This is a genomic window from Brucella sp. HL-2 (genome assembly GCF_025846885.2).
In the GTDB taxonomy this organism is placed as follows: Bacteria; Pseudomonadota; Alphaproteobacteria; order Rhizobiales; family Rhizobiaceae; genus Brucella; species Brucella quorumnocens.
Genome location: NZ_JAOYTK010000001.1, coordinates 607,087 through 633,746 on the forward strand (window position 1 = coordinate 607,087; position 26,660 = coordinate 633,746).

The following is a 26,660-nucleotide window of genomic DNA, read 5'->3' on the forward strand; positions in this document are numbered from 1 at the left end:
GGCGTTTTGTTTTAGTGCGTTTCTGTTTTATTCGGCTGCTTCCTTGACGGCCATTGGATTGTTCGGGTGGGTCGTCCAGTTGGCATACTGATCCGGGATCGGCGCGTTGGTGCGTGGATCAAAGTCGGAAATCTGCTCCATGGTGATGCAGTCCTCGACCGGGCAGACGCTGACGCAGAGATTACAGCCAACGCATTCCTCGTCGATCACCTCAAAATGGCGCGCACCATCGACCATTGCTGTGATCGCCTGATGCGAAGTGTCTTCGCAGGCAATATGGCAGCGACCGCATTTGATGCAGAGGTCCTGATCAATGCGCGCCTTGGTGACATAGTTGAGGTTGAGATATTGCCAGTCGCTGACCTGACCGACTGCCATGCCACGAAAATCATCTAGCGTCTCATAGCCCTTGGAGTCCATCCAGTCGGACAGACCGTCGATCATTTCTTCAACGACTTTGAAGCCATAGGTCATGGCAGCAGTGCAAACCTGAACCGTGCCGCAACCAAGCGCGATAAACTCAGCCGCATCGCGCCATGTGGTGATGCCTCCAATGCCTGAAATCGGCAGTCCGTGCGTTTCCGGATCACGCGCAATTTCCGCAACCATGTTGAGCGCGATAGGCTTGACTGCCGGACCGCAATAGCCGCCATGGCTGCCGCGTCCATCAATGGATGGGACCGGAGACATATTGTCGAGATCGACCGAAATGATCGAATTGATCGTGTTGATCAGTGATACAGCATCGGTGCCATTGGCTTTTGCGCCGCGTGCAGGCTTGCGAATATCGGTGATATTCGGCGTCAGCTTGGTGATCACTGGCATGCGGCTATATTGCTTGCACCATTTGACGACCATGCCGACATATTCCGGCACCTGACCAACAGCCGCACCCATGCCACGTTCGCTCATGCCATGCGGGCAGCCGAAATTGAGCTCAATTCCGTCAGCGCCGGTTTCTTCCACGAGAGGAAGGATGGCTTTCCATGCTTCTTCTTCGCAGGGCACCATGATTGAAGCGATCAATGCGCGGTCGGGCCAGCGCATTTTCACTTCCTTCATTTCGCGCAAGTTCACCTCGAGCGGTCGGTCAGTAATCAGCTCGATGTTGTTGAGGCCGAGCAAGCGCCTGTCAGCACCATGGATCGCGCCATAACGCGGACCATTGACATTGACCACTGGCGGGCCTTCAGAGCCCAGCGTTTTCCAGACCACTCCGCCCCAGCCTGCCTTGAAGGCTCGCTCTACATTATAGGCTTTGTCGGTCGGCGGAGCTGATGCCAGCCAGAACGGATTTGGAGATTTGATACCGAGGAAGTTCGTTGACAGATCAGCCATGATTAATCTCCTCAGCCCTGTTCCTGGCCCACGTGGGCATTACGGTCATGCGATGCTGGCGCAGGCGCATGAAGAGCGCCGCCTGAAAGTACCGCATCGGCAAAGCCTTCAATCGCTTCGGGACGTTTGGTCAGCGTTGCATGGATGGATTCGGCGGCGACCTTGCCATCTTCCACCGATGCAACAGTCAGATCCTGACCACCGGCAACACAGTCGCCCCCCGCCCATATGCCCTCAACGGATGTGCGACGTTCCTCATCAACGCTGATGCGCCCTTTGGAAAGTCTGATGCCTGATCCAGCGACCGGTTCAGGTTCGAACTTCTGACCGATAGCTTTGAAGACCTGATCGGCTTCAAGGATCAAATATTCTCCAGTGCCTGAAAGCTTACCGTCTGTTGCGGTTGTATATTCCATGACGATTGCATTGACTGTGCCGTCTTCGTTCTGCTCCAGTGCATGCGGCTGTAACCAGTGACGGATCACCACACCATGAATCTGTGCCAGTTCCTGTTCATAGGCGCTGGCATTCATGCTTTCCTGTCCACGACGATAGACGATAGTCACGTTTTCAGCGCCAAGCTTTTTGGTCTGGATCGCAACATCGACTGCCGTCATGCCGCCACCGATCACCACGATATTGCGACCAACGGGAAGCGACGAAAGGTCTTTTGCCTGACGCAGATTGGCAATGTAGTCAACGGCGTCGATCACATTGGGCGCATCTTCGCCAACAAGCCCCAGATCGTTGACGCCGGGCATGCCCATACCGAGGAACACGGCATCATATCCAGCCTTAAGTGCCTCGATAGTGATGTCCTGACCGAGTGTCTGGTTATATTCGATATTGATCGCGCCAATCTTCAGCACGAATTCCAGCTCACGCTGGGCGAAATTATTGACTGTCTTATAGGCGGCAATACCATATTCATTAAGACCGCCGCCTTTGGCGCGGGCTTCAAAAATCGTCACCTGATGGCCATGCATTGCAAGGCGATGAGCTGCCGAAATACCTGCCGGGCCTGCGCCAACAATAGCAATATGTTTGCCGGTTTCCGGTGCGCGTTTAAATGGGTGGTTGCCCGTTTCCATCAAAACATCGGTGGCATATCGCTGCAAGTGGCCGATTTTGACTGGCTTGCCTTCCGATGTTTCGCGAACACAGACTTCTTCGCAGAGCGTTTCTGTCGGGCAAACACGGGCGCACATGCCGCCAAGAATGTTTTCTGAAAGAATTGTTTTTGCAGCCCCGATAGGATTGCCAGCATTGATCTGACGAATGAACAGCGGAATGTCGATGCTTGTGGGACAAGCATTCATGCACGGCGCATCATAGCAGAAATAGCAGCGGTCAGATTCAACGATGGCTTCATGTTTGGTAAACGGCGGATGCAGATCATCAAAGACATGCGCATAATCGGCCTTTTCAAGCCGCGCGCCATGAATATCCGGCCCTGACATATCAGGCTGGGCCGCATGATCGATTGCATCAATAGGCGAATTATCTGCTGATCGCATGGATCGCATCTCCCATTTTTGCTGCGTTACGGCGCGGGTTCCCTTTGCGCACCTTAACTCTGTTCCGGGCTGCGATCTTTGCCGTCGCGTGACGCCCGTTGATGACAGGATGACAGATTTTTACGGAAGGTCAAATTTTTTATCATCTGGTCAATTTATGAGATTTCCATACCAGAAATAGCGAAAGGCCCGGCTTTGAAAGCGCGGGCCTTTGAAAGGAGTTACGTTGTGAAATCAGAGGGAGTCGGATTTGAGTGCGTCCGGCGTTGGCTCTGCTACAATTTCTGGATCGGAGAAAGTTTCTGCTTCACGTGACAATGCCGGGCGTGAACTGAGCACCAGAGCACAGCCTGCGATGATGACCGATGCGCCGATGAACTGGATGAAAGACAATTGTTCTTTCAAGAATACAGCACCGATCAGAACCGCGATTACGGTCACGGCAAATTCAACACTGATGGCTTTGGTAGGTCCGACATTTCCCACGAGTTTGAAATAGAGCACATAGGTCAGAGCACTCATCACGCAGGCCGAAATAAGCAGATAGGCAAAATCGATTAGTCCCGGTGTGGTTGGCACGGGAACGGCGAAGATCAGCGGCAAGGTAAGAATGCCGCCAAAGACGAAAGCGCCGATGGTTGTTTCCCAGGAACCTGAGCCGGAAAGGCGACGGCTGGCATAATTGCTGCCAAAAGCGGCTGAAAAGCAGGAAAAAAGCACGGCAACGCAGCCCATGATGAAGGCTGGCGTAACTGCGACTGCCGGAAAACCAACCAGCAGCACGATGCCCGTAACACCAAGCAACAGGCCAACAAGGCCGCGTGACGTGATACGTTCAAGTCCCCAGAGCTGGCTGATAACCATTGAGAACAGCGGAATGGATGCGACGCAGATCGCGGCCATTGCTGTTCCGATCAGCGGTGTACCGTAGGACAGGCCGATAAGCTGACCAGCAACGGTTGTGGCACCAACTACGGCGAAAGGTTTCCAGCCTGCGTGAAAATCAAGCCTGCGTCCAGAGAGTTTCGCAATCGCGAAAAGCGTTCCGGCTGCGATGAAGGAGCGGAATGCAACAGCGCCAACCCAGCCAAAGGCTTCGACCACGCGCAGGACCACGAGGAACGATAGCCCCCATGCTACGGCAAGGAAAATATACGTTGCGATATCTCTGGGTTTCATGCCGATAGGCCTTGTTACGGGTTATGCAGTATCGACTAACTCAAAAGGGCGAAAAGCAAAAATCCTTTCGCGTCTCTTCCTATTATAGATTGGAATGAAATTATGCCGTTTTTGCAGCGGCATTATCGAGCGCTTTTTGCGCTGCCGCAGCGCCGATATTGGCAAAGAACCGATCCGCAATCTTGCGCGCCACCGAGCCAAGCAGTTTCGAGCCGAGCTGGGCGATCTTGCCCCCTGCATCACCTCGGATCACGTAAGTGAGGATCGTATCATCACCGTCGATGGTGAGTGTTACATCGGTATCGCCGTGGGCGAAGCCCGCAATGGAACCTTCGCCGCGTCCGGAGATCGTATAGGAGGCGGGTGGGTTCATGTTGGAGAGTTCGAGCATGCCGTGGAAACGGACTTTAAGTATACCAAGGCTGACTTTCAGTGCCGCCCGTATTTCGGTTTCCGACAGACGTTCGAGGTCTTCGCAGCCGGGAATGCAGTTTTTCAGCGTCTCAATGTCGTTGAGCGCGTCCCATACGGCCTGCCGGGGTGCGGCGATTCTTTCTTCTCCGACGAGGTCCATGCTTTACACTGCTCCTGATCAACCTAAATTGATGCATATCCCTATACGGAACCACATCAAAATGGAAAATTTCTGTAATTTAACGGATGCACTTCTCTACTAAAATGCTCTATTAAGACAATTAAATCGATTTGATTGACCGGGAGTACCATCATGGCAAGAGACGCGGCGAAGCTTGAAGCAACGGTCGCAAAGCTGAAAAAGCACTGGACGGACGCTGCACCAAAAGACATGCGCGCAGCTTTCAAAGCCGATCCAGGCCGTTTTGAGCGCTATTCGCTATCTCTGGACGATCTTCTGTTTGACTGGTCGAAAGCACGTGTCAACGACGAGACGATTGTGCTTCTGACCGAAGTGGCCAAGGCCGCTGACGTTGAAGGTCGTCGCGCTGCAATGTTTGCAGGCGAGCACATCAACAACACTGAAGACCGTGCCGTTCTGCATGTTGCACTGCGCGATACCACGTCTAAGGAAGTGCTGGTCGATGGCTATAACGTTCTTCCGGACGTGAAGGAAGTTCTCGACCGCATGGCTGCCTTCTCTGATGGCATCCGTTCCGGCTCGATCAAGGGCGCGACGGGCAAGAAGATCACCGATATCGTCAATATCGGCATCGGCGGTTCCGATCTTGGCCCAGTTATGGCGACACTGGCGCTGGCCCCTTATCATGATGGCCCACGCGCGCATTATGTCTCCAACATCGATGGCGCACATATTGCCGACACGCTCAATGCGCTTGATCCGGCAACGACACTCATCATTGTCGCGTCCAAGACTTTCACCACCATCGAAACCATGACCAACGCGCAAACCGCGCGCAAATGGATTGCTGATGCGCTGGGAGAAGATGCAGTTGGCGCACATTTCGCGGCTGTTTCCACAGCACTTGATAAGGTTGCAGCCTTCGGTATTGGCGAAGACCGCGTCTTCGGTTTCTGGGATTGGGTTGGCGGTCGTTATTCCGTCTGGTCGGCAATCGGCCTGCCAGTGATGATTGCGGTGGGTGCTGACAACTTCCGCAAGTTCCTTGCGGGCGCGCATTCGATGGACGTGCATTTCCGCGATGCGCCGCTCGAAAAGAACCTGCCAATCTGGCTCGGTCTTATCGGCTATTGGCATCGCGCAATCTGCGATTATTCCAGCCGCGCAGTCATCCCTTATGATCAGCGTCTTGCTCGTGTTCCGGCCTATCTTCAGCAGCTCGATATGGAATCGAACGGCAAGAGCGTGACTGTGGATGGCAAGCCTGTTTCCGGCCCAACGGGTCCGGTTGTCTGGGGCGAACCCGGCACCAATGGCCAGCACGCATTCTTCCAGCTTCTGCATCAGGGCACGGACACCATTCCGCTTGAGTTTATCGTAGCTGCCAAGGGCCATGAAAAGCATCTCGATCATCAGCATGAAATGCTGCTCGCCAACTGCCTTGCGCAGTCAGAAGCCTTGATGAAGGGACGCACGCTCGATGAAGCCCGTGCCCAGCTCCAGTCTAAGAAGCTGCCCGAAGCGGAAGTCGAACGTATCGCGCCGCACCGCGTCTTCTCTGGTAATCGTCCATCGCTGACGCTTGTTCACGACAAGCTCGACCCGTTTGCATTTGGTCGCCTGATCGCCCTTTACGAACATCGCGTGTTCGTCGAAGCGCAGATTTTCGGCATCAATGCGTTCGACCAGTGGGGCGTGGAACTTGGCAAGGAATTGGCGACCGAGCTTCTGCCGGTTGTTTCCGGCGCTGAATCGGCTGAAGGCAAAGATGCCTCGACCGTAGGTCTGGTTGCCCATTTGCATGCACGCCGTAAAGCCTGATATTAAGGCAAATCAATAAGGCAAGCCGGGCGCTCTGCCCGGCTTTTTTTGTGCATGAATTGGGATGAGACATGAAGACCGAGATTATCGAGTTTGCCGGCGATGTACCGGGTAACGCCATTGGACTGCGTGTGCTGCGTTTTGCAGGCAAATACAGCAATGCGCCAACTGCCTATCTGCAATCCTCGCTGCATGGTGGTGAATTGCCGGGGCAGGCTGCTCTGCATTTTCTCGTGCCGATGTTGAAAAAAGCTGGCGATGAAGGCCGCATTCTCGGCAATATCACGGTTATCCCACAGGCAAATCCGATTGGCTCGAACCAGTGGCAGGCACATCAGCATCTGGGTCGTTTCGAGTTTTTCTCAGCGGTCAATTTCAACCGGGCTTTTCCGCTTCTGCCGGACTTCGACACGTCGGAACTGCCCGGCCCGGATGCACCGGTGGCCCTTGCACAGCGCCTCAAATCAACGCTTTTGAAGCTCGCTCTTGCCAACGATATCGTGCTTGATCTTCATTGCGATGATGAAAGCGAAAACTACGTCTACATCGCCAAGGAATTCGTGGAAGACATGAAGGATCTGGCGATTGCGCTGGGTTCGACTGCGATCCTCGCATGGGACACGACGGCAGACGCGGCTTTCGAGGAGGCCTGCGCGCATCCGGTGCTGCAATTGCCTGCTGATCAGCGCAACATGAAGCGCCGCGCTGTTACCACGGTCGAGTTCCGTGGCCTGAGCGATGTCTATGCTGATATGGGAAAAGGTGATGCGGAAGGCCTTTACAAATTCCTCGTCCATCGTGGCGTCATCTTTGATGAAAACGTAAAGCTTGATCTTCATTACAAGGGTCTGGTGACGCCGCTTGAAAACGTAGAAATGCTGCGTGCGCCAGAAGGCGGTATGGTGCTTTATCACGTTGCCCCCGGTGATGTGGTGGAAGCGGGCGCAAAGCTCGTAACGATTGTCACTCGTCCGGGCGAACCGGAAGGCGACATTACGCTGACCGCGCCACAGGCAGGCCGCATCCTCACGCGCCGCACGCTGCGTTATGTTCGCCGTGGCGATGATCTGCTAAAACTGCTCGCCGCGAAGCCGTCTGCGGTAAAAAAGCGTTCGGGTGCGTTAGAGGCATGAGTGCATCGTCTTCTCCTGAAAAACTGAAAGCGATCCGTGCCATCCTGTTCGATAAGGATGGCACCTTGATCGATTTCGACCGCACATGGTTTACCGTGTCGTGGAACCTCGCACAGCGTACCGCGAATGGCGATGAGCATCGTGCGCGCTCTTTGCTCGATGCGGGCGGCTATGATTGGGAGGCCTCACGCTTTCGCGCCAATTCGGTGATTGCAGCCGGTACGGTGGAAGACATTGTCCAGCTCTGGCACCCGGATATTGATGAGGCCAGTTTCAAAGCCAAGATCGACGAATTTGACTCCTACACGGTTGCGGAAGGTGCGCGTTCCGCAGTGGCAATTGAGGGCCTAAAGGAGACGCTGCAAACGCTTCGTGAAATGGGCTACATACTCGGCATCGCCACCAATGATTCAGAAGCCGGTGCGCATGCAACAGCAAAGGCATTGGGGATCGACCATTTCTTTGATGTCGTGATCGGCTACGATACGGCAGCACGTCCCAAGCCTTATCCTGATCCACTGCTTTATTTCGCAGAAAAGGTCGGCCTTGAACCAAGCGCCATCGCAATGGTGGGCGACAATCTGCATGATTTGGAAACAGCGCAGGCTGCGAAAGCTGGACTTGCCGTCGGTGTTCTTTCTGGCAACAGTCCGCGCGAGGCGCTGGAGCCTCACGCGGATGTAGTGCTTGATTCCATCGCAGGCTTGCCTGACTTGTTCAAATGATCCTGACTGGATGGTGAAACGCCATCCAGCAGCCATTCTGTCATTTCTGGCCATAGACTTTGTGCAAAGCGCGAACGGAAAAAGCCAAGATGGCCGATTGGCTGACCCTCGGTATCTGCTGGCGAATACCAGCGCTGCTCAATGGGTGCGTTCACGTGGTAGCTCAGAAAGTGATTCACTGCGCGCCGCGTACCCCATGGGTCATCCTCAAGCCCGACGGACAGAATGGGTGTTTTGACCTTGGCAATAAGGTCTGCAGCGTCAAGCTCGGCGTCATCAAAGAAATAGTTTTTCATCCGGCACCATCGCGCCCAGTCACGAAAAACCGATCCGGGAATAGGCTCTCCATTCATCCAACGCGGTGTGCTCGGTGTGAGATAAGAAACCGGCACGCCGACAATGTTCATGCGCGGCCAGACCCATTTATCATTAAGAAGATGCACTGCACCGGACATGGTTGCGACCATACCATAGCGGGTGAACTCGCCAGAGCATCCCGACACCCCCAGCGCTTGTCCACCGAAGGATTGGCCTATGCCAACCATTTCATGTCCAGGTGCTACAGCTTGTAAGCATCTCAGGGCAGCGGGGAAGTCCAGCTTGGCCCAATCCTTGAAACGGATTGCAGGCACTGCCTTGCGGGCACGGCGGGAAGCGGCGACGCCACGATAATCGTAAGTTAGAACCGCGCGTGCACCGTTGGCGAGGAGGTGCTTGGCAAAGGCGGAATAAAAGCCTTGCGGCACGGCGGTTGCCGATGAAATCAGCACAAGGGGCTTTCTGCCTTCGCCATGGAACAGCTGCCCACAAAGTGGGAAGCCGTCGCTGGCTGTAAAGGTGACTTCTTCAATCATCGGCCATTCCCTTTGACACAAAGCTCTACCGTCTGCGGCTCAGCAGAGCCGCAGTTTGTCATCCTCAATGATTGAGACTGTTTAGTCTCTTAATTCACGACGCAGGATTTTGCCGACATTGGTTTTCGGCAGTGCGTCACGGAATTCGACTTCGCGCGGACGCTTATAGTTGGTGAGGCGCTGGGCGCAGAAGGACTTCACATCTTCTTCCGTCAGGTTCGGGTCGCGGCGCACCACGTAGAGCTTCACCACCTCGCCTGAATGTTCGTTTGGAATGCCGACGGCTGCCGATTCCACGATGCCGGGATGTTCCGCAGCCACTTCTTCGATTTCATTCGGGTACACATTGAAGCCGGAAACGAGGATCATGTCCTTCTTGCGGTCCACAATCTTTGTGAAACCGTTTTCGTCCATGAAGCCCATGTCGCCGGTGCGGAAGAAGCCATCTGGCATGATAGCACGCGCGGTTTCATCTTCGCGGTTCCAATAGCCGACCATGACTTGTGGACCACGCACGCAAATCTCGCCGACCTCACCAAGCGCCAGATCTTTGCCGTCATCGTCGCGGATCGCCACATCGGTCGACGGCATTGGCAAGCCAATAGTGCCGCTGAATTCGGTCGCATCCAGTGCATTGGCAGAAGCAACCGGAGATGTTTCAGAAAGGCCGTAGCCTTCAGTGATGTGACAGCCGGTGAGTTCTTGCCATCGTTCAGCCACGGGGCGTTGCACGGCCATGCCGCCACCGAGTGTGAGAATAAGCGGCTTGAAGTTGAGCGCCTTGAAATCGTCGTTGTTCATCAAGCCGTTAAACAGGGTGTTGAGGCCAGGGAAGATATGGAACGGATATTTCTGCAGCTCTTTTACGAAGGCTGGAATGTCGCGTGGGTTCGGAATGAGAATATTGCGCGCGCCAAGTTTGATGCCGATCATCGCATTCACGGTGAGGGCGAAGATATGATAGAGCGGCAGGGCGCAGACGAAGTTGAGTTCCTTCGGCTTGCCTTTGTTCTGAAATGCGACGTCCATCCAGAGCTGCATCTGCTCGACATTGGCGAGAATATTGTTGTGGCTCAGCATTGCGCCTTTTGAAATGCCGGTTGTACCACCGGTATATTGCAGGAAGGCGAGATCCGAATTGTTGATTGGCACCGGATTAAAAGACTTGCTGCGCCCCTGCGTCAGCGCATCTTTAAAGCGCACATGGTCGGGAATGCTCCACTCTGGCACCAGCTTCTTCACCTTGCGCACCACCAGATTGATGATGTGGCCTTTCAACCCATGCATGTCACCCATCGAGGCGACGATGATGTTTGGCACGTGAATGGAAGCCAGCGACTTCTGGACAGTCGCGGCAAAGTTTTCGAGCACGATCAGCGCTTTGGCGCCAGAGTCATTTAATTGATGCTGAAGCTCGCGCGGTGTGTAAAGCGGATTGACATTCACGACGACGAGGCCCGCCCGCAGGATTGCCGTAATCGCAATCGGATACTGCAGGATATTGGGCATCATCACGGCAACGCGGTCACCTTTGACCAGTCCACGTGATTGAAGCCATGCAGCGAGCGCGCGCGAATTTTCGTCCAAATCCTTATAGGATAAGTCTTTGCCCATACAGGTAAAGGCCGGCTTGTCAGTAAACTGGCGGCACGCGGCGGAGATCATGTCGCCAATAGATGTGGCTTTGCTCAGATCGATCTCATGCGGCACTGATTTCGGGTAGGATTTCAGCCAAATCTTATCCGGTGTAGGCACAGTGGCTGTTGCCTTGTTCGACGTTGCTTTGCCCGACGTTGCTTTGGTTGATGTGGTTTTAGTTTCGGTTGCCTTTTTCGCCATGCCTTCTCCCCGGATTGCTCCGTCCTTTGTTTGAGTAGCAAGCCCGCCACCCTTCTCCCAATGCTGCCTGATCCAGAAAGATGGATAGGCGCGCTCCTCAGAAATTAATGTGGGCGACTTTCGTCGTAATCGCAAGAGTTACATTGACGTAAGCGTAAATTAAAAAGCTGTGCAGCGTCTTTCCCAACTTGTTGGGTTGGGTGGTGTGTAAACACAATAAACATCGCATTTCACTGAATCTGGCATTATTTTGCGGTGACAGGCCGATCGAGTTGTGGTGTCAGATAGATATCAGCTAACGGCGAATTTCTCGCTGCGCATAGACTGTATCATTGTTTTGATAGCCTTGCTGCCTGAACCGACCAGATCGAAGCTCCGCTCGCTTCTGAGCCATTCATTGAGGAGCCCACCCAGGACAGCGAGCAGGATTTGCGCCGCCGTGAAAGATGTCCACTCTCTGGAAAGTTCTCCGCGACGCTCCGCGACTTCAAGCAGTCCTATGAAAAGAGACAGAATGTTGGCGCGCGCTTCTTTCAAATGCTCAACGACCGGAGCGTTTTCGCCAACATACTCGCAGCGCTGGTGAATGATGGTGAAAACATTCTGCTGCCGTTCATTGGTAATGAAGAGTTCTATGGCCGTTAGGATCGACTGTTCAAGGACATAGAGAGGATTGGGGTGGTCACAGGCCGCCGCATGTAGCATAATCTCTTCATGTGGAAAGCGAGTGCGGCTGATAAGCGCTTGAAAAATGTCGAGTTTGTCGTGAAAATGGAAATAGATCGCACCTCGTGTCACACCGGCATGACCTGCTATTTGCATCAATGTGGACTGCGTTACGCCGCGTTCTAGAAAAACATGCTCGGCTGCCGTGAGAATGGCGTCACGTGTTTCCGCAGCCTCGGCTTTGGTCCTGCGCATTCGGGTTCTTTCGAAATTCCAAGGTGAAAAAATTCCAAAACCTCTTTGGGTTTTTACTTCACAATTGGGATAACTCATTCGTGATATGTAACATTAGGTGATTGACTATAACACGGTAATTCGTATTTACAAACATTCGTGTATGTTTATCCGGCCGCACCGTGCGACATCAAGGGCAACTCCCATTATGACCATGAACCGTTCTATTCGGCTTTTTGCGGCAGGAGCCGCATTTTTCATTATTGCAGGACAGTCTGTCTATGCGCAGGCTCCTGGAGGCGCTACGCCGCCGCCTCCACCTGTCACTGTCACAGAAATCAAGGCGCAGAACGTTTCCGTCCCTTATGAGTATGCCGCTCGCGTGAGCGCATATCGTGATGTTCAGGTACGCGCTCGTGTCGGCGGCATTCTTTTGCACCGCAATTTCGTAGAGGGCACGGAAGTCAAAGCTGGCGACGTGCTTTTCGAGATTGACCCGGCACCTTACGAAGCAGAGCTTGCACGCGTTCAGGCGCAAGTAGCGCAGGCTGAAGCCCAGTATCAGCAGTCGATCCGCGATGCCGAACGTGCCGAACAGCTTGTTCAGCAGAGAGTGCAAAGCACGGCTGCCCGCGATACGGCTTTTGCGACCCGCGATCTCAATAAGGCGGCTGTTGCAGCAACCAAGGCGCAGTTGCGGACGGCGGAGCTCAATCTGAGCTACACCAAAGTGACTGCCCCGATCAGCGGCATCACCAGCCTTGAACAGGTTTCTGAAGGCAGCCTCATCGGTACAGATTCGGCATCGAGCCTGTTGACTTCGATCACCCAGATCAATCCGGTCTACGTCAATTTCTCCTTCACCGACACGGAAGCCGCGGAAATCCGCAAGCTGCGTGAGGCGAGAGGGGCAACAGGTCAGGATGCCGATCGCCTGCGCATCAAGATTCTGTTTGGTGACGGACAGGCTTATGAGCATGAAGGCACAATCGACTTCACCTCGTCATCGCTTGATACCGAAACAGGCACGTTGGGTGCGCGCGCGGTCGTGGAAAACCCCGATCAGCGTCTGATCCCTGGCCAGTTTGTGCGAGCCGCCATTCTCGGCGTTACCATCGACAATGCAATTCTGGTTCCAAAAGCAGCATTGATGCAGAGCCCGCAGGGACAGTTCGTCTATGTTGTTAACAAAGACGATGTCGCAGAAGTTCGCCCCGTTACGATTTCGCGTGAACTTACTGACGCATGGCTCGTGAGCGACGGCTTGCAAGCTGGCGACCGCATCATTACCGAAGGCGTGATCAAAGCCGCTCCAGGCAAGACGGTTAAGCCGGTCGAAGCTTCGGCTGAAAAGGCTGCAGGTGATGCAGGGACAGAGGCTGGTAAAGAACAGGCGGCAGACAAGAAATGAATAGATTCTTCGTCGACCGCCCGGTTTTCGCGGCGGTTATCTCTATCGTCATTGTGCTGGCGGGCCTCATCTCGATGCGGATCCTGCCGATTGCACAATATCCCGAGCTGACGCCGCCACAGGTTGTCGTCAGTGCGACCTATCCGGGTGCAAGTGCTGAAACGGTGACGCAAACCGTTGCAGCACCGCTTGAGCAGCAGATCAACGGCGTCGAGAACATGCTTTATATGCAGTCCTCGAGCCTTGGCAGCGGCACTATGCAGCTGACCGTGACCTTTGCTCTTGGCACTGATCCGGATCAGGCGACCATCAACGTCAACAACCGCGTACAGCGTGCAACATCGTCCCTGCCGCAGGAAGTGCAACGTCTGGGCGTTACCGTCGACAAACGTTCGAGCACAATTCTCGGCATGGTGGCGATGTTCTCCACCACTGACCGTTATGATCGTACCTATGTCGGTAACTATGCGCTTCTGAACGTCATTGACGATCTCAAGCGTCTTACGGGCGTGGGTGATGTTCAGCTTCTCGGCAACATTGATTATTCGATGCGTGTCTGGCTGCGTCCTGACAAACTAGCACAATATAATCTAACGCCTTCGGACGTTCAGACGGCTATTCAGGAGCAAAACGCGCAGTTTGCAGCGGGTCGTTTTGGCGATCAGCCTGACCCGCAGGCGGGGCCGTTCACCTATACTGCGACAACGCAGGGTCGTTTGCCTGACGCATCAGCATTTGAGAACATCATTCTTCGTTCCGACAAAAATGCTGCAACGCTGAAGCTTAAGGATGTGGCGCGTGTTGAACTGGGGACAGAAAGCTATCTCGTCGACAGTGCTCTGAATGGCACGCCGGCGGTTCCGATTGCGATCTATCTGCAGCCGGGCGCCAACGCTTTGAACACGATGGAGCTCATTCAGAGCCGCATGGCGGAACTGAAGACGAGTTTCCCTGAAGGCATCGATTATTCGGTTCCATTCGATACGACCAAGTTCATTAAGGTCTCGGTCGAGGAAGTGGTCCATACCTTCATCGAGGCGATTATCCTCGTGGTTCTTGTGGTCTTTATCTTCCTTCAGAACTGGCGCGCGACCCTTATTCCGGTCATCGCGGTTCCGATCTCGATCATCGGTACTTTCGCAGGCATGTATGTGCTTGGTTTCTCCATCAACCTGTTGACATTGTTTGGTCTGGTGCTGGCCATCGGTATCGTGGTTGATGACGCCATCGTGGTGTTGGAAAACGTCGAACGTATTATGACAACCGAGAAACTGCCGCCGCGCGAAGCTGCCATCAAGGCAATGAGCGAAGTGACAGGGCCGGTTATCGCGATTGTTCTGGTGCTCTGCGCCGTGTTCATACCGGTCGCTTTCATGGGCGGTCTGGTCGGCGAAATGTATAAGCAGTTCGCTGTTACGATTGCGATTTCGGTAACGATCTCCGGCATCGTGGCCTTGACGCTGACGCCCGCCTTGTGCGCGCTGATCTTGAAGCCTGGCCATCATGAGCCAATGCTGCCGTTCCGCATCTTCAATCGCTTCTTCGATAGTCTGACGCGCGGTTATACCAATGGTGTGCGGTTCTTCCTGAAACGCGCTGCTATCGGTTTGCTGATTTTCGCCGGTCTGTTGGGCGGTACATACTATCTCTTCGAGAAGGTGCCGAGTTCGCTCCTGCCGGATGAAGATCAGGGCTTCCTGTTCAGTGTGGCTATCCTGCCACCAGCAGCTTCGCTGGAGCGCACGTCTGCAGTGCTTCATGAGGCCAGCAGCAATATCCGCAAGCATCCTGCTGTCGAAAGTGTGTTTGAAGTCTCCGGCTTCGATCTGCTCTCGGGTGGTCTGAAGACCAGTGCGGGTACAATGTTCATTATGCTCAAGGACTGGAAAGAACGCACGACGCCAGATCTCGACGCACGTAATCTGCCCGGTGCTATCATGGGCATGAATGCGGGCATTCAGGATGGTATGGTTCTGGCATTTAATCCGCCTCCGATCATGGGTCTCAGCACCACAGGTGGTTTTGAACTTTACGTGCAGGATCGTACTGGTGGCGGTGTTGAATCGCTGACCAATGCGACCAAACTTCTGACAGATGCTGCGGCCAAGCGCCCGGAACTGACAGGTGTACGTACGACATTCGATCCAAATGTTCCGCAGTACGACATCCAGCTTGACCGTGAAAAAGCCAAGGCGATGGGTGTGCCGATCAACTCGGTATTCACCGCCATGCAGGCGACCTTCGGTAGCGTTTATGTCAACGACTTCACGCTCTATGGGCGCAACTATCAGGTCAATCTGCAGTCGGAAGCCGAGTTCCGTCGTGATCCGAGCGATCTCAAGCATGTGTTTGTGCGCGCCAATTCTGGCAGCATGATCCCGCTGAGCGCACTGGTGACGGTAAAGCGTGTTGTCGGTCCTGATCAGCTCGAACGGTTCAATGCGTTCAATGCTGCAAAGGTTACCGGTAATCCAGCGCCGGGCTACACATCGGGTGACTCGATCAAGGCGATGCAGGAAGTGGCTGCTGAAGTGCTCCCGCAGGGCTATCAGATTGCCTGGACGGGCTCTGCCTATCAGGAAGTCACGACAAGCGGTAGCGGCAGTCAGGCTATGATCTTCGGTTTGATCATGGTGTTCCTGATCCTTGCTGCTCAGTATGAACGCTGGAGCCTGCCGCTGGCTGTTATCACGGCTGTACCATTCGCTATCTTCGGTGCGCTGCTCGCCACCGATCTGCGCGGCCTGACCAACGACGTCTATTTCCAGATTGGTCTGGTGACGCTCATAGGTCTTGCGGCAAAGAACGCGATTTTGATCGTGGAGTTTGCGGTGCTGCAACGTGAAGAGGGCAAGTCGGCTATTGAGGCTGCTGCTGAAGCTGCACGCCTGCGCTTCCGCCCAATTGTGATGACGTCATTGGCGTTCATCCTTGGTGTGGTTCCGCTGGCAATCAGCTCCGGTGCAGGTTCTGCAAGTCGTCACTCGATCGGCACGGGCGTTATCGGTGGTATGTTGGCTGCGACCTTTATCGCAACCTTCTTCATCCCGATGTTCTACAGCCTGATTGCCCGCAAGCCGCCGAAGAAGCGTCCTGACGATGTGGCTGCCACTCCAGCCCCGGTGCAGACTGCTCCGGGCGAGGAAAATGGCCCGGCGCACTAGAGCATAATTCCTTAAACTTGGTTCAGTTTAAGGTAAAATTATGCGCTCATTTTAGAATGTTAGAGCGTCGTGCGCCCAAGTGGGCTCACGACGCTCTAATACAGTGCCCGGCGCAGCCTCCTCGGATGCGCCTGATGGTTACAGCGGTTCCGGCTAATATTGAATCGTAGGAACCGCTGTAACTATTTGTTTTTACGCATTTCCGAACGCAAAACCTGTTTCCACTTTTGCTGGAAATGCTTTAAGATCGAAAAAGAAAAGCCCCGCTCTCAGGCGGGGCTTTTTGTTGAACTTATTGCATATTACGGCATAGTTTAAACTGTTAGAGCGTCCTTTGTATGCCCATTAGGGTACACGTCTCTCTAAGACAGCATGCGGTGCGTCTATGGGCGCTTACGCAAGTATGGATCGCGCTTATGAGCAAGCCCCTCGGGGCGCTGTCCACACCTTCCCGTCACGCTCCGCACAATCCATCAATGGCCGTAACCTGGCGTCTCGGCTCTATTAGCGAGCTTGCCTGACCTTTTTAGAAATGCGTCATTATGCTTTGAGCGATGGCCCAAAGAATGATTGCCGCAGGAACTGTTAGGCACGCCAGAAAGATCCCGAAGAACACATAGGTTGCTTCATTCGGTGACCGTTGGGTCTGTGCAGGAGTCTTGTGCCAATGAGTGCTAATGCCTTGGTACATGTATAATTCCTCCTAATCCTCGACTTTGATTATCGATCAAAAGAAGAAATCTTCAAGCTTAAATAAATGACTGGAATTATTGGCAAAATATGATAAAAGCGACACGAAAGTTACAAGAAGGCGAGCGATAATACGCCGATGATTCTCAAAAAATCCCACCCAATATTCTGATTTCAAATAATTTTACTTATATACTGTAAGTATCGAATAATCGGAAGTTTCAAAAAACACTGAAAATTAGGCTCTGCGTGTGCACTGAGGTGCGACAAAATGGCACGAAATTAGCTCGTGTTCAGACCAGTTTTGGCTTTGGCTAAGGTGCTTTTTCGATCAAGCAGCTTAGAGCGCGTTTCGATCTGATTGAATCAGATCGGCGCTCTAATTATCTGTTTTAACGCGCATCTTTGTCCGAAAACCGTTTCACACTTTTCGGGATGCGCTCTAATTTAAAGCGTTTCCAGCAAAAGTGGGAACCGGTTTTGCGTTCGAAAATGCGTGAAAACAAATAGTTACAGCGGTTACAACGATTCAATATTCACTGGAGCCGCTTTAAGTTTGTGGCTGAACGGCGCATTCAACGCGAGTCAGGCGTGAGCGGTTCCAATTAAAACTGAGCTGTCGAACACTCTAATAAAAGCTGTTTGGAAAATAACGCAGATACAGCTCTGTAAGTTTGCCCTGCTGCTGCAGTGATTGAAGCGCATTGTTGAAAGCGCTCGCCAGCGACGCATTTTTCGGTGCCACGGCTATGCTCAGGCCGGGACCGAGATATTGTGGCGCGAGGTAAGGCCCGTCAACAAAGCTGCAGCAGTCATTGACTTGATCACTCTCCAACCAGAATGACAGGGCCATTCCGTCATCAAATGCTGCATCCACTTCGCGTTTTTGCAATGCGGACAGCAGTGCGGCGCGATCTGGATAGGGTTTGGCGACGGCCTGCGGGAAATAAGATTTCAGAACCTGCTCATGTGCCGTTCCTGCAATGACACCAACATTCTTACCGCGCAGTGCGATAGAAGCGGGCTCGGAGAAACGATTTGCTTTGATTGCCACGAAGCGTGCAGGAAGACGCATATAAGCGCGGGTGAAGACAAACTTTTCCCGGTTTTGCGCACTGGCACTTAAACCTGCGATGATCGCTTCTGCATCGCCACTTTCAAGTCTGGTTTCAAGCTCGTTCCACGGCACAGCTTCTATCTGACATATGTCACTCAATCCCATTTGGCTGCAAAGCGCCTTGGCGAGATCGACATTATAACCGGAAAGCTGGCCAGCGTCATTCAACGCATTAAAGGGCGGAAAGTCGAGCGTGGTTACAAAGCGAAGTCTGTTGAGGCCCTGCAAAGACGGTAAAGCCAGCCTTTCCTTCTGATTGAAGAAGTCAGGTGCCTTGGGTGCGGGTTGCGCGCTGGAGGGGAGGCTGTTCAAAAGCCAGAAAGCTGCGACCGCTATGCTCAAAAGGTGCCGTTTCATCGATGCTTTATGTAAGCAATATCTTATAATTTCACGTTAATAGAGTGGGTGTGGAAAACTATGCAATGATTTTGAATGGGTTGGCACATAAGGACGCAAAAACAAAATAACTTCCATGAACGACGAATAATTCTGTTTCTATTTTAAATAGAATGAAATAAATATAAATATGTGGGGTTATTTAATAAATACATAAATTAGTTAAATAAATAAACCACATTATGCATTGAAATAAATATTATTAATAATTGAAAATAATCCAGTAGTAGTGCGGGGGTACTATGAGTAACGGATCGATTGCGTTCGATCTGGGGATATGCACTGCCATATCCGCCAGATTGGAACGCCGCGGCGTGCCGCGTGATTGCCTGAAGCACGCATACGAAGCGGCTATCATAAACGGGACAAGTTTCTGCGATGAAGTCGGACATCAGCCGGGTGTTTCAGAAGAGATGCTCTTTGAAGCGATAGCCGATTATCTTGAGCTGACATTTACAGAAGAGGTTCTGTCGTCCCGGATTTTTGTCACAGGCGAAGAAACGTCGGCCATTTTCACTGAGCCTGGCCAGCTTATGGTGCTCGGTAGAGATGGCACGTCCTATCTCTATCTAGCGCCAACCGAAAAAGGTATCGCGAAATTGCGAGATCATATTCGACAGTCGCCGGACCTGCGGGATCGGATCAGGATTTGCACCCCTTCCTTCATCAAAAGAATTCTGCGTCAGCGTCATCAGAAAGATCTGATTGCACGCGCCCATGCGATGACGCCGCAGCTTTTTTCTGCTTCCCGTGTTCTCGAGACGCCTCAGGCGTTCATCATAGCGATGGGGCTTTATGCGTTCATTGCCAGTATCGTGAACTGGCCGACAGAAACTATTCTGGCCTTACATGTCTGCCTGACATTGTTCTTTTTCGGCTGTGTGCTTATTCGTCTTTTTGCAGCGGTTGGTAGCCGACGCTTGCGCTTTCCTGAGATCATGCCTTTCAAACGACGTGACTTGCCGGTTTATTCCGTTCTTGTGCCTCTCTATCGCGAACAGGCCGTGGTCGGGCAGTTGTTAGCCTCGCTTGAACGGCTCAATTGGCCGCGCAGCAAGCTGGATATCAAGCTCGTGTGTGAGAAGGACGATTTCGATACGATTGCCGAGATCAGAGGGCGGACGCTGCCTTCCAATTACGAACTGGTTCTCGTGCCGTCAGGCGGGCCGCGCACCAAGCCCAAGGCGTTAAACTACGCGCTGCAATTTGCGCGTGGAGAAATTATCGCGATTTTTGATGCGGAAGATCGCCCGCATCCTGACCAGTTGCTTGAGGCATGGCAGGCATTCCAGCGTGGTGGCAAGCAACTTGCCTGCGTTCAGGCACCACTCATTATCGGAAATTTCCGCCAGAATTTGCTGACGCGTATGTTCGCGTTTGAATATGCCACTTTGTTCCGGGGCCTGCTGCCATGGCTCGCCTCACAGGGTCTTGTTATTCCGTTGGGCGGCACTTCCAATCATTTTCGCCGATCCTGTCTCGATCAGGTTGGCGGGTGGGACGCCTATAATGTGACGGAGGACGCTGACCTTGGTATGCGGCTCGCCCGTTTCGGTTATGGTATCGATGTTATCACCCGGGGCACTGTTGAAGATGCGCCGGTGGATTATTCTGTCTGGCACAAACAGCGGACGCGCTGGATCAAGGGCTGGATGCAGACATGGCTTGTGCATGGCCGAAATCCTTACACAACCTGGCGTGAGCTCGGCTGGTGGCGCTTCGTGGTCAACCAGATTTATACGCTCGGCATTATCGGTTCAGCGCTTCTGCATCCATTTATGCTTATGACGGTTGCAGTGCTGGTTGCGATGATGGCTTTCGGGCCGCTCGGCTCCGAAAATCTGTGGCTGCTGCGCATTGATCTCGTCAACATCATGCTGGCTTATCTGAGCTTTTATGTGCTTGGTTCTAAGACGATGGAACCGACGGAATTGAGTGGCTACGCCTATATTCTGGCCATACCTGCCTATTGGGTTCTGATCTCCATTTCGGCCTGGCGCGCGCTGTGGCAGCTGGTGCGAAAGCCGCATCTGTGGGAGAAAACTCCGCACCAGCCAAGTGTGTTCTATTTGTTGGAGGATGAAGGGGTAGCGGTTTTGGATGCGAGGAATTCAGCCCCGCGTCCGATAATGGATTGATCTTCGGGACCAATGGCTTCCAGATCCCGGCCTTCATAGGGCAATGTGAGCAAAACGCGCCGGATTGCAGCCAGTCTGGCGCGTCGCTTATCATTGGAGCGGATGATCGTCCATGGCGCATAGCCTGTATCGGTGCGCTCCAGCATCGTGTGCAAAGCTGCTGAATAATCATCCCAGCGTGAAATGCCTGCCACATCCATGGGTGAGAACTTCCAGTTCTTGAGCGGGCTGTGGCGGCGTTCATGGAAGCGCTTGAGCTGCATTTCCTGACCAATATCAAGCCAGAACTTGAACAGGTGAATACCTTCGGTGACAACCATGCGCTCGAAATCCGGTGTTTCTGTCAGAAATGTTTCAAGCTGTTCCGGTGTGCAGAACTGCATGACGCGCTCGACACCGGCACGATTATACCAGGAGCGGTCAAAGGTAACAAACTCGCCGGTCGTTGGGAAAAGCTGCACATAGCGCTGAAAATACCACTGACCACGTTCGGTTTCGGTTGGCTTGGGTAGCGCGACGTTGCGCGCAGTACGTGGGTTCATGAACTGACGGATTGTGAAGATCGTACCGCCTTTGCCTGCGGCATCGCGCCCTTCAAACACCGAAATGACGCGCCCGCCCGTGCCTTGCAGCCAGTACTGCATCTTGACGAGTTCGATTTGAAGACGCTCCAGCGTTTCCTCATATTCCTTCGTTTTCATTTTTTCCGTATAGGGATAGCCACCGGACTGAAGAGCCTGATCATCTATCCAATCGGGAAGCTTTGGATCATTGATATCGAACTTGTGCGTCTCACCATCGATTTTGATCTTCAATGGCTTATCGGCGGATTTGGAATTGTCCTTTTCTGCTTTCTTTTTGTTAGCTGTCTTTGAACTGTCACCCACGGCAAGCTCCTTTGGTTTATAGAAAAGCACGCTTCGAAAAGTGCCCACATAGCATTATGCATGATATGGGCTGTTTATAAGCCGCGTAAAGGATGGTTTGTTCCCGAAGGAACAATCGCCTGCGTCAGGTCAATTGCTTGCGCGGTGCATTAAGTGAGAGATGTCAGAATGAGTGAAAACAGCAACCAGCCTTCGACCGGTTCCGAGCCAGAGGAAACCCTCTTCGCTCCGCTTCTCCGGGTCAAAGGCGTGCTCATTGCCAGCATGGTACTGGTAGTCTGCATCATGGTGCTGGAATTGCCGCTATGGTTCCGTATCGCTCTGATGGTTTTGATCATTATAGGTGCCATCTGGGTTGCGAGTGCAACGCGCGAAGATGCCATTGAGGACAAGCCGCAGGGCGTCCATACAACCAATGAAATGGCGGATGTTTCGGGAGAACGGCTGGCTGAACTGCTGACCGATCCGATGATCGTCTTCGATCAACGTGGAACTGTGCTTTTTACCAATGCCGCTGCTGTTGATGCATTCCAGTCTCTTGAAAAGGACACTGGCCTTTATCTGCGTTTTCGTGCACCGGAAATGCATGCGCTTATCCAGGGTGTGATTGCAGACGGTGAACCACGTAGCATCGACTATTTCGAGCGCGTGCCGATTGACCGTTGGTACAAAGCGATGGTCAAGGCGTTGCGTGATGCCGATGGTAGGCCAGAGCTTTTTGTTCTTCTTTTCCGCGATCAGAGCGAAACGCGGCGTATCGACCGTATGCGGTCGGACTTCATTGCCAATGCCAGCCACGAACTGCGCACGCCACTTGCTTCGCTGCTGGGCTTTATCGAAACTCTGCAGGGTCCGGCCCGCAACGATGCAGCAGCACGCGACAGGTTTCTCGGCATCATGCAGAAACAGGCCGAACGCATGTCACGCTTGATCGATGATCTCCTGTCGCTATCACGGCTCGAGATGCGAGCGCATCTGTCAGTGAATGAATGCGTGGATATGACCGCTGTGCTCAACCATGTAGCAGATACGCTGAGCCCGCTGGCTGCTGGATTAGACGTCACGATCGAACGCCATCTGCCGGATCGTCCAGTCAATGTGACGGGTACACGCGATGAACTGATTCAGGTGTTCCAGAATCTGGTTGAGAATGCCTGTAAATATGGGCAGGGCGGTAAGCGTGTTATTCTGAAGCTGGATGAAGAAAACAACGGCGGCGCATCCGAGGCTGTGGCTTCCATACAGGATTTTGGTCCGGGCATCGCCGCTGAACATCTACCGCGCCTTACAGAGCGCTTCTATCGCATCGACGTCGAAACCAGCCGTGCACAGAAGGGGACAGGTTTGGGGCTTGCCATCGTAAAGCACATTCTGGCGCGCCATCGCGGACGACTGGTTGTACGTTCGCAGCTTGGTGAAGGTTCAACCTTCCTGGTGCGCCTGCCTAAGCGGGCTTGAACGAGAGCAAATCCCGAAAAATGGGAACGGGTTTTGGAATAAAGACATGCGTTAAAGCAGGCAGTGAGACGTATTTCTAACGATTCATCGTAAACAGAAAATGCTCTAAGACTTCTGCAAACAAAAGCCCCGGTAGCGTTTTCGCTCCGGGGCTTAGATTTTTCCGATTTGGCCGATCGTTCAGCGCGCGCGGCGACGTTCTGCCGTCGGCTGGAAAGCCAGTTTCGAATGATATCCGCAATATGGGCTGGATTCACCGGATTCACTGCCGCAGAAGTGGAAATCTTCATTGAGCGGATCGCCGATTGGCCACTTGCAGGTGCGTTCGCTAAGCTGCAGCAAGGTCAGCTTGCGGGAAATAGGTACAACAACGTCCGAAGTTGGTCTTACGACCCGTTCAGTCACTGCATCAGCCACATATTCCATCTGAAGTGCGGTTGCACCGACGGTCTGCGTAACGGTTGCCGTGCGGATGGTCGTGGTCGTCTGAGGACGGCTGCCGCCGCCATTGGTCTGGGTTGCAGCGGGACGTGGAGTGGCTGCAACAGTATTAACTTTTTTGCTGCGAGGAGCAGCCGTGGTGGTTTTGCCACGGCCCGAAAGCTTCAAACGATGCACTTTGCCGATCACTGCATTGCGGCTCACGCCGCCAAGCTGTGCTGCGATCTGGCTTGCACTCAAGCCCTCGTTCCATAATTTCTTCAGCAGTTCGACGCGCTCATCTGTCCAGTTCATCGCCCTGGGCTCCAATCAATTTTCGTTATCCGGAATCCGCCAGTGCTCCCGGATTGCTCCAGGCACAAACACTATATCTATCCGGGTGACTAGGTCCGTCGCACGAAATGTAGTTTTTTTGCTTTGAATAGAAACTACATTAATCAACGACTCCATGACAAGGGATAGCCTTGTCAGGCGGATTCCATTTTTATGGTTTTCCCCAACTTGGGTGCTAAAGACGGTTTTTCTGAGTCAGCTTCGGGTATTTCGCGGGAGCTTTTCAGCGGGATGTTCCGTCAGGGAAAACATCTGGGGTCTATATATCGACCCAATCCGCAAAATGCCAGCCCCGGAGCGCATAGGTCCCATCTTATTATAGTGAGTTCTTTCCAGCATGAACTCATGCATAAAGATGGATGATTATCCTTGCGCGCTTTGATTGACATTTTTTTTGCGAGCGCCAATATACGCCCGGGAATAAATAATGCCGCCCTGAGGGCGGTTTTTTATTTCCGCCGGGAGGCTCATGCAAAGACATGAGATCGCCCGATCCCGTTCAGGAGCCTTTCTAGGCATCCTGCGGGTATTTAAAACAATGGGAAACGCTGCCTGACCGGCTTTGCCGGAGGCGCTGCATTTACAAGGCTTATGGAGGCCTGACTGCAATGACCGACGTTACGACTGTGCAACCGCTCTACGACACCTATAATCGTGCGGCTCTGCGCTTCGAGCGAGGTGAGGGCATCTGGCTGATTACCGAAGGCGGCGACCGTTATCTCGATTTTGCTGCAGGCATTGCAGTCAATTCACTGGGCCATTCCCATCCGCATCTGGTCAATACGCTCAAAGATCAGGCCGACAAGCTGTGGCACCTGTCCAATCTCTATGAGGTTCCTGGACAGGAGAAGCTGGGCGCTCGTCTGGTTGAAGCGACATTTGCGGATAAAGTGTTCTTTACCAATTCCGGTGCCGAGGCTCTTGAATGCGCGATCAAGACCGCGCGCCGCTATCATTATGTAAACGGCAATCCTGAGCGCTTCCGCGTCATCACTTTTGAAGGCGCATTCCACGGCCGTACATTGGCTACGATTGCCGCAGGCGGTCAGGCCAAGTATCTCGAAGGTTTCGGCCCGAAGGTCGACGGCTTCGATCAGGTGCCATTCGGAGATGAAGCAGCATTGCGTGCTGCGATCACCAGTGAGACCGCAGCAATTCTGCTCGAGCCTGTGCAGGGCGAGGGCGGTCTGCGTGGCTTCCCGGAAGAGTTCATGCGTCTGTTGCGCCAGATCTGCGATGACAAGGGTCTTCTGCTGATCCTCGACGAAGTGCAGACGGGGGTTGGCCGTACCGGCAAACTCTTCGCTCATGAATGGTCGGGCATCAAGCCCGATATCATGGCGGTCGCCAAGGGAATTGGTGGTGGTTTCCCGATGGGCGCCTGCCTTGCAACCGCTGACGCTGCCAAAGGCATGACCGCCGGTGTTCATGGCACCACCTATGGTGGCAATCCGCTTGCTATGGCTGTCGGCAATGCTGTGCTTGATGTTGTGCTTGCTGACGGATTCCTCGAAAACGTTCAGGAAACTGCATTGACCATGAAGCAGGGCCTTGCGTCGATCATTGATCGTTTTCCGAGCGTGGTTTCGGAAATCCGTGGTCGTGGTCTTCTGATGGGTATCAAATGCGTTGTGCCAAATGTGACGCTCATTCAGGCTCTGCGTGACGAACATTTTCTGAGCGTTGGCGCTGGTGACAACGTCATCCGACTTCTTCCGCCACTGGTCACGACGCCTGAAGAGGCTCGTGAAGCATTGAAGCGTATTGAGATGGCCGTAGAACGGCTTGCAATCGCAAATCCGACCAGTAAGACGGCGTGAGATTATGGCAAACAATAACGGTATCAAGCACTTCATCGACCTTTCAACTGTACCAGCCGGCGAACTCCGCGCTATCATGGAAGACGCCAAGGCGCGAAAGGCACGCTTGAAGGCTGGCGAACTCGAAAAGCCATTTGCGGGCAAGGTGCTGGCGATGATTTTCGAGAAGCCGTCCACACGTACCCGCGTCTCGTTTGATGTGGGTATGCGTCAGCTTGGCGGTGAGACGATCATGCTCACAGGCTCGGAAATGCAGCTCGGTCGCAGCGAGACCATCGCGGACACAGCCAAGGTGCTTTCGCGCTATGTGGATGCGATTATGATCCGCACAACGTCGCATGATCGCATGCTGGAACTGGCCGAGTATGCGACCGTTCCGGTTATTAATGCACTAACCGATGACACGCACCCTTGTCAGATCATGGCCGACGTTCTTACATATGAGGAACATCGCGGCTCGATCAAAGGCAAGACCTTTGCCTGGATGGGGGACGGTAACAACGTCCTTCATTCGCTTGTGGAAGCTGCGGCGCGTTTTGATTTCAACGTCAATATCGCAACGCCGGAAGGCAGCGAGCCGAAGCAGCAATATATCGATTGGGCAAAGGCAAACGGCGCGAACATCATGTCCACAGCGGACCCGGATAAGGCGGTACGCGGTGCAGATTGCATCGTGACCGACACTTGGGTTTCGATGGGGCAGGAAGATCATGCTCGTGGCCATAATGTTTTCATGCCCTATCAGGTTAATGCACATCTGATGGCTAAAGCTGACCAAGAGGCGCTTTTCATGCACTGCCTGCCCGCGCATCGCGGCGAGGAAGTGACCGACGAAGTGATCGACGGCCCTCAATCGGTCGTATTCGATGAAGCTGAAAACAGGCTCCATGCCCAGAAAGCCATTCTGGCCTGGTGCCTGCAAGGCGGCAATTTAGGAGCATAA

Annotated in this window: 19 protein-coding genes; 9 read left to right on the forward strand and 10 right to left on the reverse strand. The window is 53.3% G+C overall.

Going from position 1 to position 26,660, the window contains the following annotated elements:
* Positions 1-27 precede the first annotated feature (27 nt).
* From preA to OIV19_RS02890, 4 genes are all read right to left on the reverse strand, one after another.
* Positions 28-1,338, reverse strand: a complete 1,311-nt coding sequence (gene preA, locus OIV19_RS02875) for an NAD-dependent dihydropyrimidine dehydrogenase subunit PreA (RefSeq protein WP_095446016.1) — start codon at positions 1,336-1,338, stop codon at positions 28-30.
* A gap of 11 nt (positions 1,339-1,349) precedes the next feature.
* Positions 1,350-2,864 carry an NAD(P)-dependent oxidoreductase gene (locus tag OIV19_RS02880; RefSeq protein ID WP_264230607.1) on the reverse strand — a complete coding sequence of 505 codons (1,515 nt, stop codon included), beginning with the start codon at positions 2,862-2,864 and terminating at the stop codon, positions 1,350-1,352.
* Positions 2,865-3,089: 225 nt separating this feature from the next.
* Positions 3,090-4,034, reverse strand: coding sequence for a DMT family transporter (locus OIV19_RS02885; RefSeq protein ID WP_095446018.1), 945 nt, complete (start codon positions 4,032-4,034; stop codon positions 3,090-3,092).
* 100 nt (positions 4,035-4,134) lie between these two features.
* Complete coding sequence (locus OIV19_RS02890) at positions 4,135-4,608, reverse strand: SRPBCC family protein (protein WP_095446019.1); 474 nt, start codon at positions 4,606-4,608, stop codon at positions 4,135-4,137.
* A 153-nt stretch (positions 4,609-4,761) separates the two neighbouring features.
* Here OIV19_RS02890 and pgi point away from each other — a divergent pair, with 153 nt between their 5' ends.
* The 3 genes from pgi to OIV19_RS02905 all read left to right on the forward strand — a co-directional run bounded on the left by pgi (position 4,762) and on the right by OIV19_RS02905 (position 8,269).
* Positions 4,762-6,411 (forward strand): glucose-6-phosphate isomerase, encoded by a 1,650-nt coding sequence (gene pgi / locus OIV19_RS02895; RefSeq protein ID WP_264230608.1) that lies wholly within the window; start codon positions 4,762-4,764, stop codon positions 6,409-6,411.
* A 71-nt stretch (positions 6,412-6,482) separates the two neighbouring features.
* On the forward strand, positions 6,483-7,544 hold the full coding sequence (locus OIV19_RS02900) for a succinylglutamate desuccinylase/aspartoacylase family protein (RefSeq protein ID WP_264230609.1): 1,062 nt from the start codon (positions 6,483-6,485) through the stop codon (positions 7,542-7,544).
* Complete coding sequence (locus OIV19_RS02905) at positions 7,541-8,269, forward strand: HAD family hydrolase (protein ID WP_264230610.1); 729 nt, start codon at positions 7,541-7,543, stop codon at positions 8,267-8,269. The genes OIV19_RS02900 and OIV19_RS02905 overlap by 4 nt, the downstream gene beginning before the upstream one ends.
* Here the strand turns inward: OIV19_RS02905 and OIV19_RS02910 are convergent.
* The 3 genes from OIV19_RS02910 to OIV19_RS02920 form a co-directional block, all read right to left on the reverse strand.
* A complete protein-coding gene (locus OIV19_RS02910; protein WP_264230611.1) occupies positions 8,215-9,123 on the reverse strand; it encodes an esterase in 909 nt (302 codons plus the stop codon). The two genes, OIV19_RS02905 and OIV19_RS02910, sit on opposite strands and share 55 nt — an antisense overlap.
* Positions 9,124-9,204: 81 nt before the next feature.
* The gene (locus OIV19_RS02915) at positions 9,205-10,962 is read right to left on the reverse strand and encodes a long-chain fatty acid--CoA ligase (RefSeq protein ID WP_235901981.1); all 1,758 of its coding nucleotides are present in this window, start codon (positions 10,960-10,962) and stop codon (positions 9,205-9,207) included.
* A 291-nt stretch (positions 10,963-11,253) separates the two neighbouring features.
* Complete coding sequence (locus OIV19_RS02920; protein ID WP_095446023.1) at positions 11,254-11,883, reverse strand: TetR family transcriptional regulator; 630 nt, start codon at positions 11,881-11,883, stop codon at positions 11,254-11,256.
* A 187-nt stretch (positions 11,884-12,070) separates the two neighbouring features.
* Between OIV19_RS02920 and OIV19_RS02925 the strand changes: the two genes are divergently transcribed.
* Together OIV19_RS02925 and OIV19_RS02930 are read left to right on the forward strand one after the other, a co-directional pair.
* Positions 12,071-13,273 (forward strand): efflux RND transporter periplasmic adaptor subunit, encoded by a 1,203-nt coding sequence (locus OIV19_RS02925; RefSeq protein WP_095446024.1) that lies wholly within the window; start codon positions 12,071-12,073, stop codon positions 13,271-13,273.
* Complete coding sequence (locus tag OIV19_RS02930; RefSeq protein ID WP_095446025.1) at positions 13,270-16,437, forward strand: efflux RND transporter permease subunit; 3,168 nt, start codon at positions 13,270-13,272, stop codon at positions 16,435-16,437. Before OIV19_RS02925 ends, OIV19_RS02930 begins: the two co-directional genes overlap by 4 nt.
* A gap of 1,318 nt (positions 16,438-17,755) precedes the next feature.
* On the opposite strand, the gene OIV19_RS02935 is transcribed toward OIV19_RS02930, so the two are convergent.
* Positions 17,756-18,601, reverse strand: a complete 846-nt coding sequence (locus tag OIV19_RS02935) for a transporter substrate-binding domain-containing protein (RefSeq protein WP_264230612.1) — start codon at positions 18,599-18,601, stop codon at positions 17,756-17,758.
* A 281-nt stretch (positions 18,602-18,882) separates the two neighbouring features.
* Between OIV19_RS02935 and OIV19_RS02940 the strand changes: the two genes are divergently transcribed.
* A complete protein-coding gene (locus tag OIV19_RS02940) occupies positions 18,883-20,778 on the forward strand; it encodes a glycosyltransferase family 2 protein (protein WP_095446027.1) in 1,896 nt (631 codons plus the stop codon).
* On the opposite strand, the gene ppk2 is transcribed toward OIV19_RS02940, so the two are convergent.
* On the reverse strand, positions 20,706-21,665 hold the full coding sequence (ppk2, locus tag OIV19_RS02945) for a polyphosphate kinase 2 (RefSeq protein ID WP_264230613.1): 960 nt from the start codon (positions 21,663-21,665) through the stop codon (positions 20,706-20,708). The two genes, OIV19_RS02940 and ppk2, sit on opposite strands and share 73 nt — an antisense overlap.
* A 168-nt stretch (positions 21,666-21,833) precedes the next feature.
* On the opposite strand from ppk2, the gene OIV19_RS02950 reads away from it, so the two are divergent.
* On the forward strand, positions 21,834-23,123 hold the full coding sequence (locus OIV19_RS02950) for an ATP-binding protein (protein ID WP_151095080.1): 1,290 nt from the start codon (positions 21,834-21,836) through the stop codon (positions 23,121-23,123).
* A gap of 180 nt (positions 23,124-23,303) precedes the next feature.
* On the opposite strand, the gene OIV19_RS02955 is transcribed toward OIV19_RS02950, so the two are convergent.
* A complete protein-coding gene (locus tag OIV19_RS02955; protein WP_095446029.1) occupies positions 23,304-23,858 on the reverse strand; it encodes a GcrA family cell cycle regulator in 555 nt (184 codons plus the stop codon).
* Positions 23,859-24,505: 647 nt separating this feature from the next.
* On the opposite strand from OIV19_RS02955, the gene OIV19_RS02960 reads away from it, so the two are divergent.
* Both OIV19_RS02960 and argF read left to right on the forward strand, forming a co-directional pair.
* Complete coding sequence (locus OIV19_RS02960; RefSeq protein ID WP_095446030.1) at positions 24,506-25,717, forward strand: aspartate aminotransferase family protein; 1,212 nt, start codon at positions 24,506-24,508, stop codon at positions 25,715-25,717.
* 4 nt (positions 25,718-25,721) lie between these two features.
* Positions 25,722-26,660 carry an ornithine carbamoyltransferase gene (gene argF, locus OIV19_RS02965; RefSeq protein ID WP_095446031.1) on the forward strand — a complete coding sequence of 313 codons (939 nt, stop codon included), beginning with the start codon at positions 25,722-25,724 and terminating at the stop codon, positions 26,658-26,660.

What these genes read in the sequence shown, in the direction of transcription:
- preA (WP_095446016.1), bottom strand. Translation starts at nt 1,338, where the DNA reads ATGGCTGATCTGTCAACGAACTTCCTCGGTATCAAATCTCCAAATCCG.
- OIV19_RS02905 (WP_264230610.1), top strand. Translation starts at nt 7,541, where the DNA reads ATGAGTGCATCGTCTTCTCCTGAAAAACTGAAAGCGATCCGTGCCATC.
- OIV19_RS02925 (WP_095446024.1), top strand. Translation starts at nt 12,071, where the DNA reads ATGACCATGAACCGTTCTATTCGGCTTTTTGCGGCAGGAGCCGCATTT.
- OIV19_RS02910 (WP_264230611.1), bottom strand. Translation starts at nt 9,123, where the DNA reads ATGATTGAAGAAGTCACCTTTACAGCCAGCGACGGCTTCCCACTTTGT.
- OIV19_RS02920 (WP_095446023.1), bottom strand. Translation starts at nt 11,883, where the DNA reads ATGCGCAGGACCAAAGCCGAGGCTGCGGAAACACGTGACGCCATTCTC.
- OIV19_RS02930 (WP_095446025.1), top strand. Translation starts at nt 13,270, where the DNA reads ATGAATAGATTCTTCGTCGACCGCCCGGTTTTCGCGGCGGTTATCTCT.
- OIV19_RS02960 (WP_095446030.1), top strand. Translation starts at nt 24,506, where the DNA reads ATGACCGACGTTACGACTGTGCAACCGCTCTACGACACCTATAATCGT.
- OIV19_RS02890 (WP_095446019.1), bottom strand. Translation starts at nt 4,608, where the DNA reads ATGGACCTCGTCGGAGAAGAAAGAATCGCCGCACCCCGGCAGGCCGTA.
- OIV19_RS02900 (WP_264230609.1), top strand. Translation starts at nt 6,483, where the DNA reads ATGAAGACCGAGATTATCGAGTTTGCCGGCGATGTACCGGGTAACGCC.
- OIV19_RS02935 (WP_264230612.1), bottom strand. Translation starts at nt 18,601, where the DNA reads ATGAAACGGCACCTTTTGAGCATAGCGGTCGCAGCTTTCTGGCTTTTG.
- OIV19_RS02955 (WP_095446029.1), bottom strand. Translation starts at nt 23,858, where the DNA reads ATGAACTGGACAGATGAGCGCGTCGAACTGCTGAAGAAATTATGGAAC.
- OIV19_RS02915 (WP_235901981.1), bottom strand. Translation starts at nt 10,962, where the DNA reads ATGGCGAAAAAGGCAACCGAAACTAAAACCACATCAACCAAAGCAACG.
- argF (WP_095446031.1), top strand. Translation starts at nt 25,722, where the DNA reads ATGGCAAACAATAACGGTATCAAGCACTTCATCGACCTTTCAACTGTA.
- OIV19_RS02950 (WP_151095080.1), top strand. Translation starts at nt 21,834, where the DNA reads ATGAGTGAAAACAGCAACCAGCCTTCGACCGGTTCCGAGCCAGAGGAA.
- pgi (WP_264230608.1), top strand. Translation starts at nt 4,762, where the DNA reads ATGGCAAGAGACGCGGCGAAGCTTGAAGCAACGGTCGCAAAGCTGAAA.
- OIV19_RS02885 (WP_095446018.1), bottom strand. Translation starts at nt 4,034, where the DNA reads ATGAAACCCAGAGATATCGCAACGTATATTTTCCTTGCCGTAGCATGG.
- OIV19_RS02940 (WP_095446027.1), top strand. Translation starts at nt 18,883, where the DNA reads ATGAGTAACGGATCGATTGCGTTCGATCTGGGGATATGCACTGCCATA.
- OIV19_RS02880 (WP_264230607.1), bottom strand. Translation starts at nt 2,864, where the DNA reads ATGCGATCCATGCGATCAGCAGATAATTCGCCTATTGATGCAATCGAT.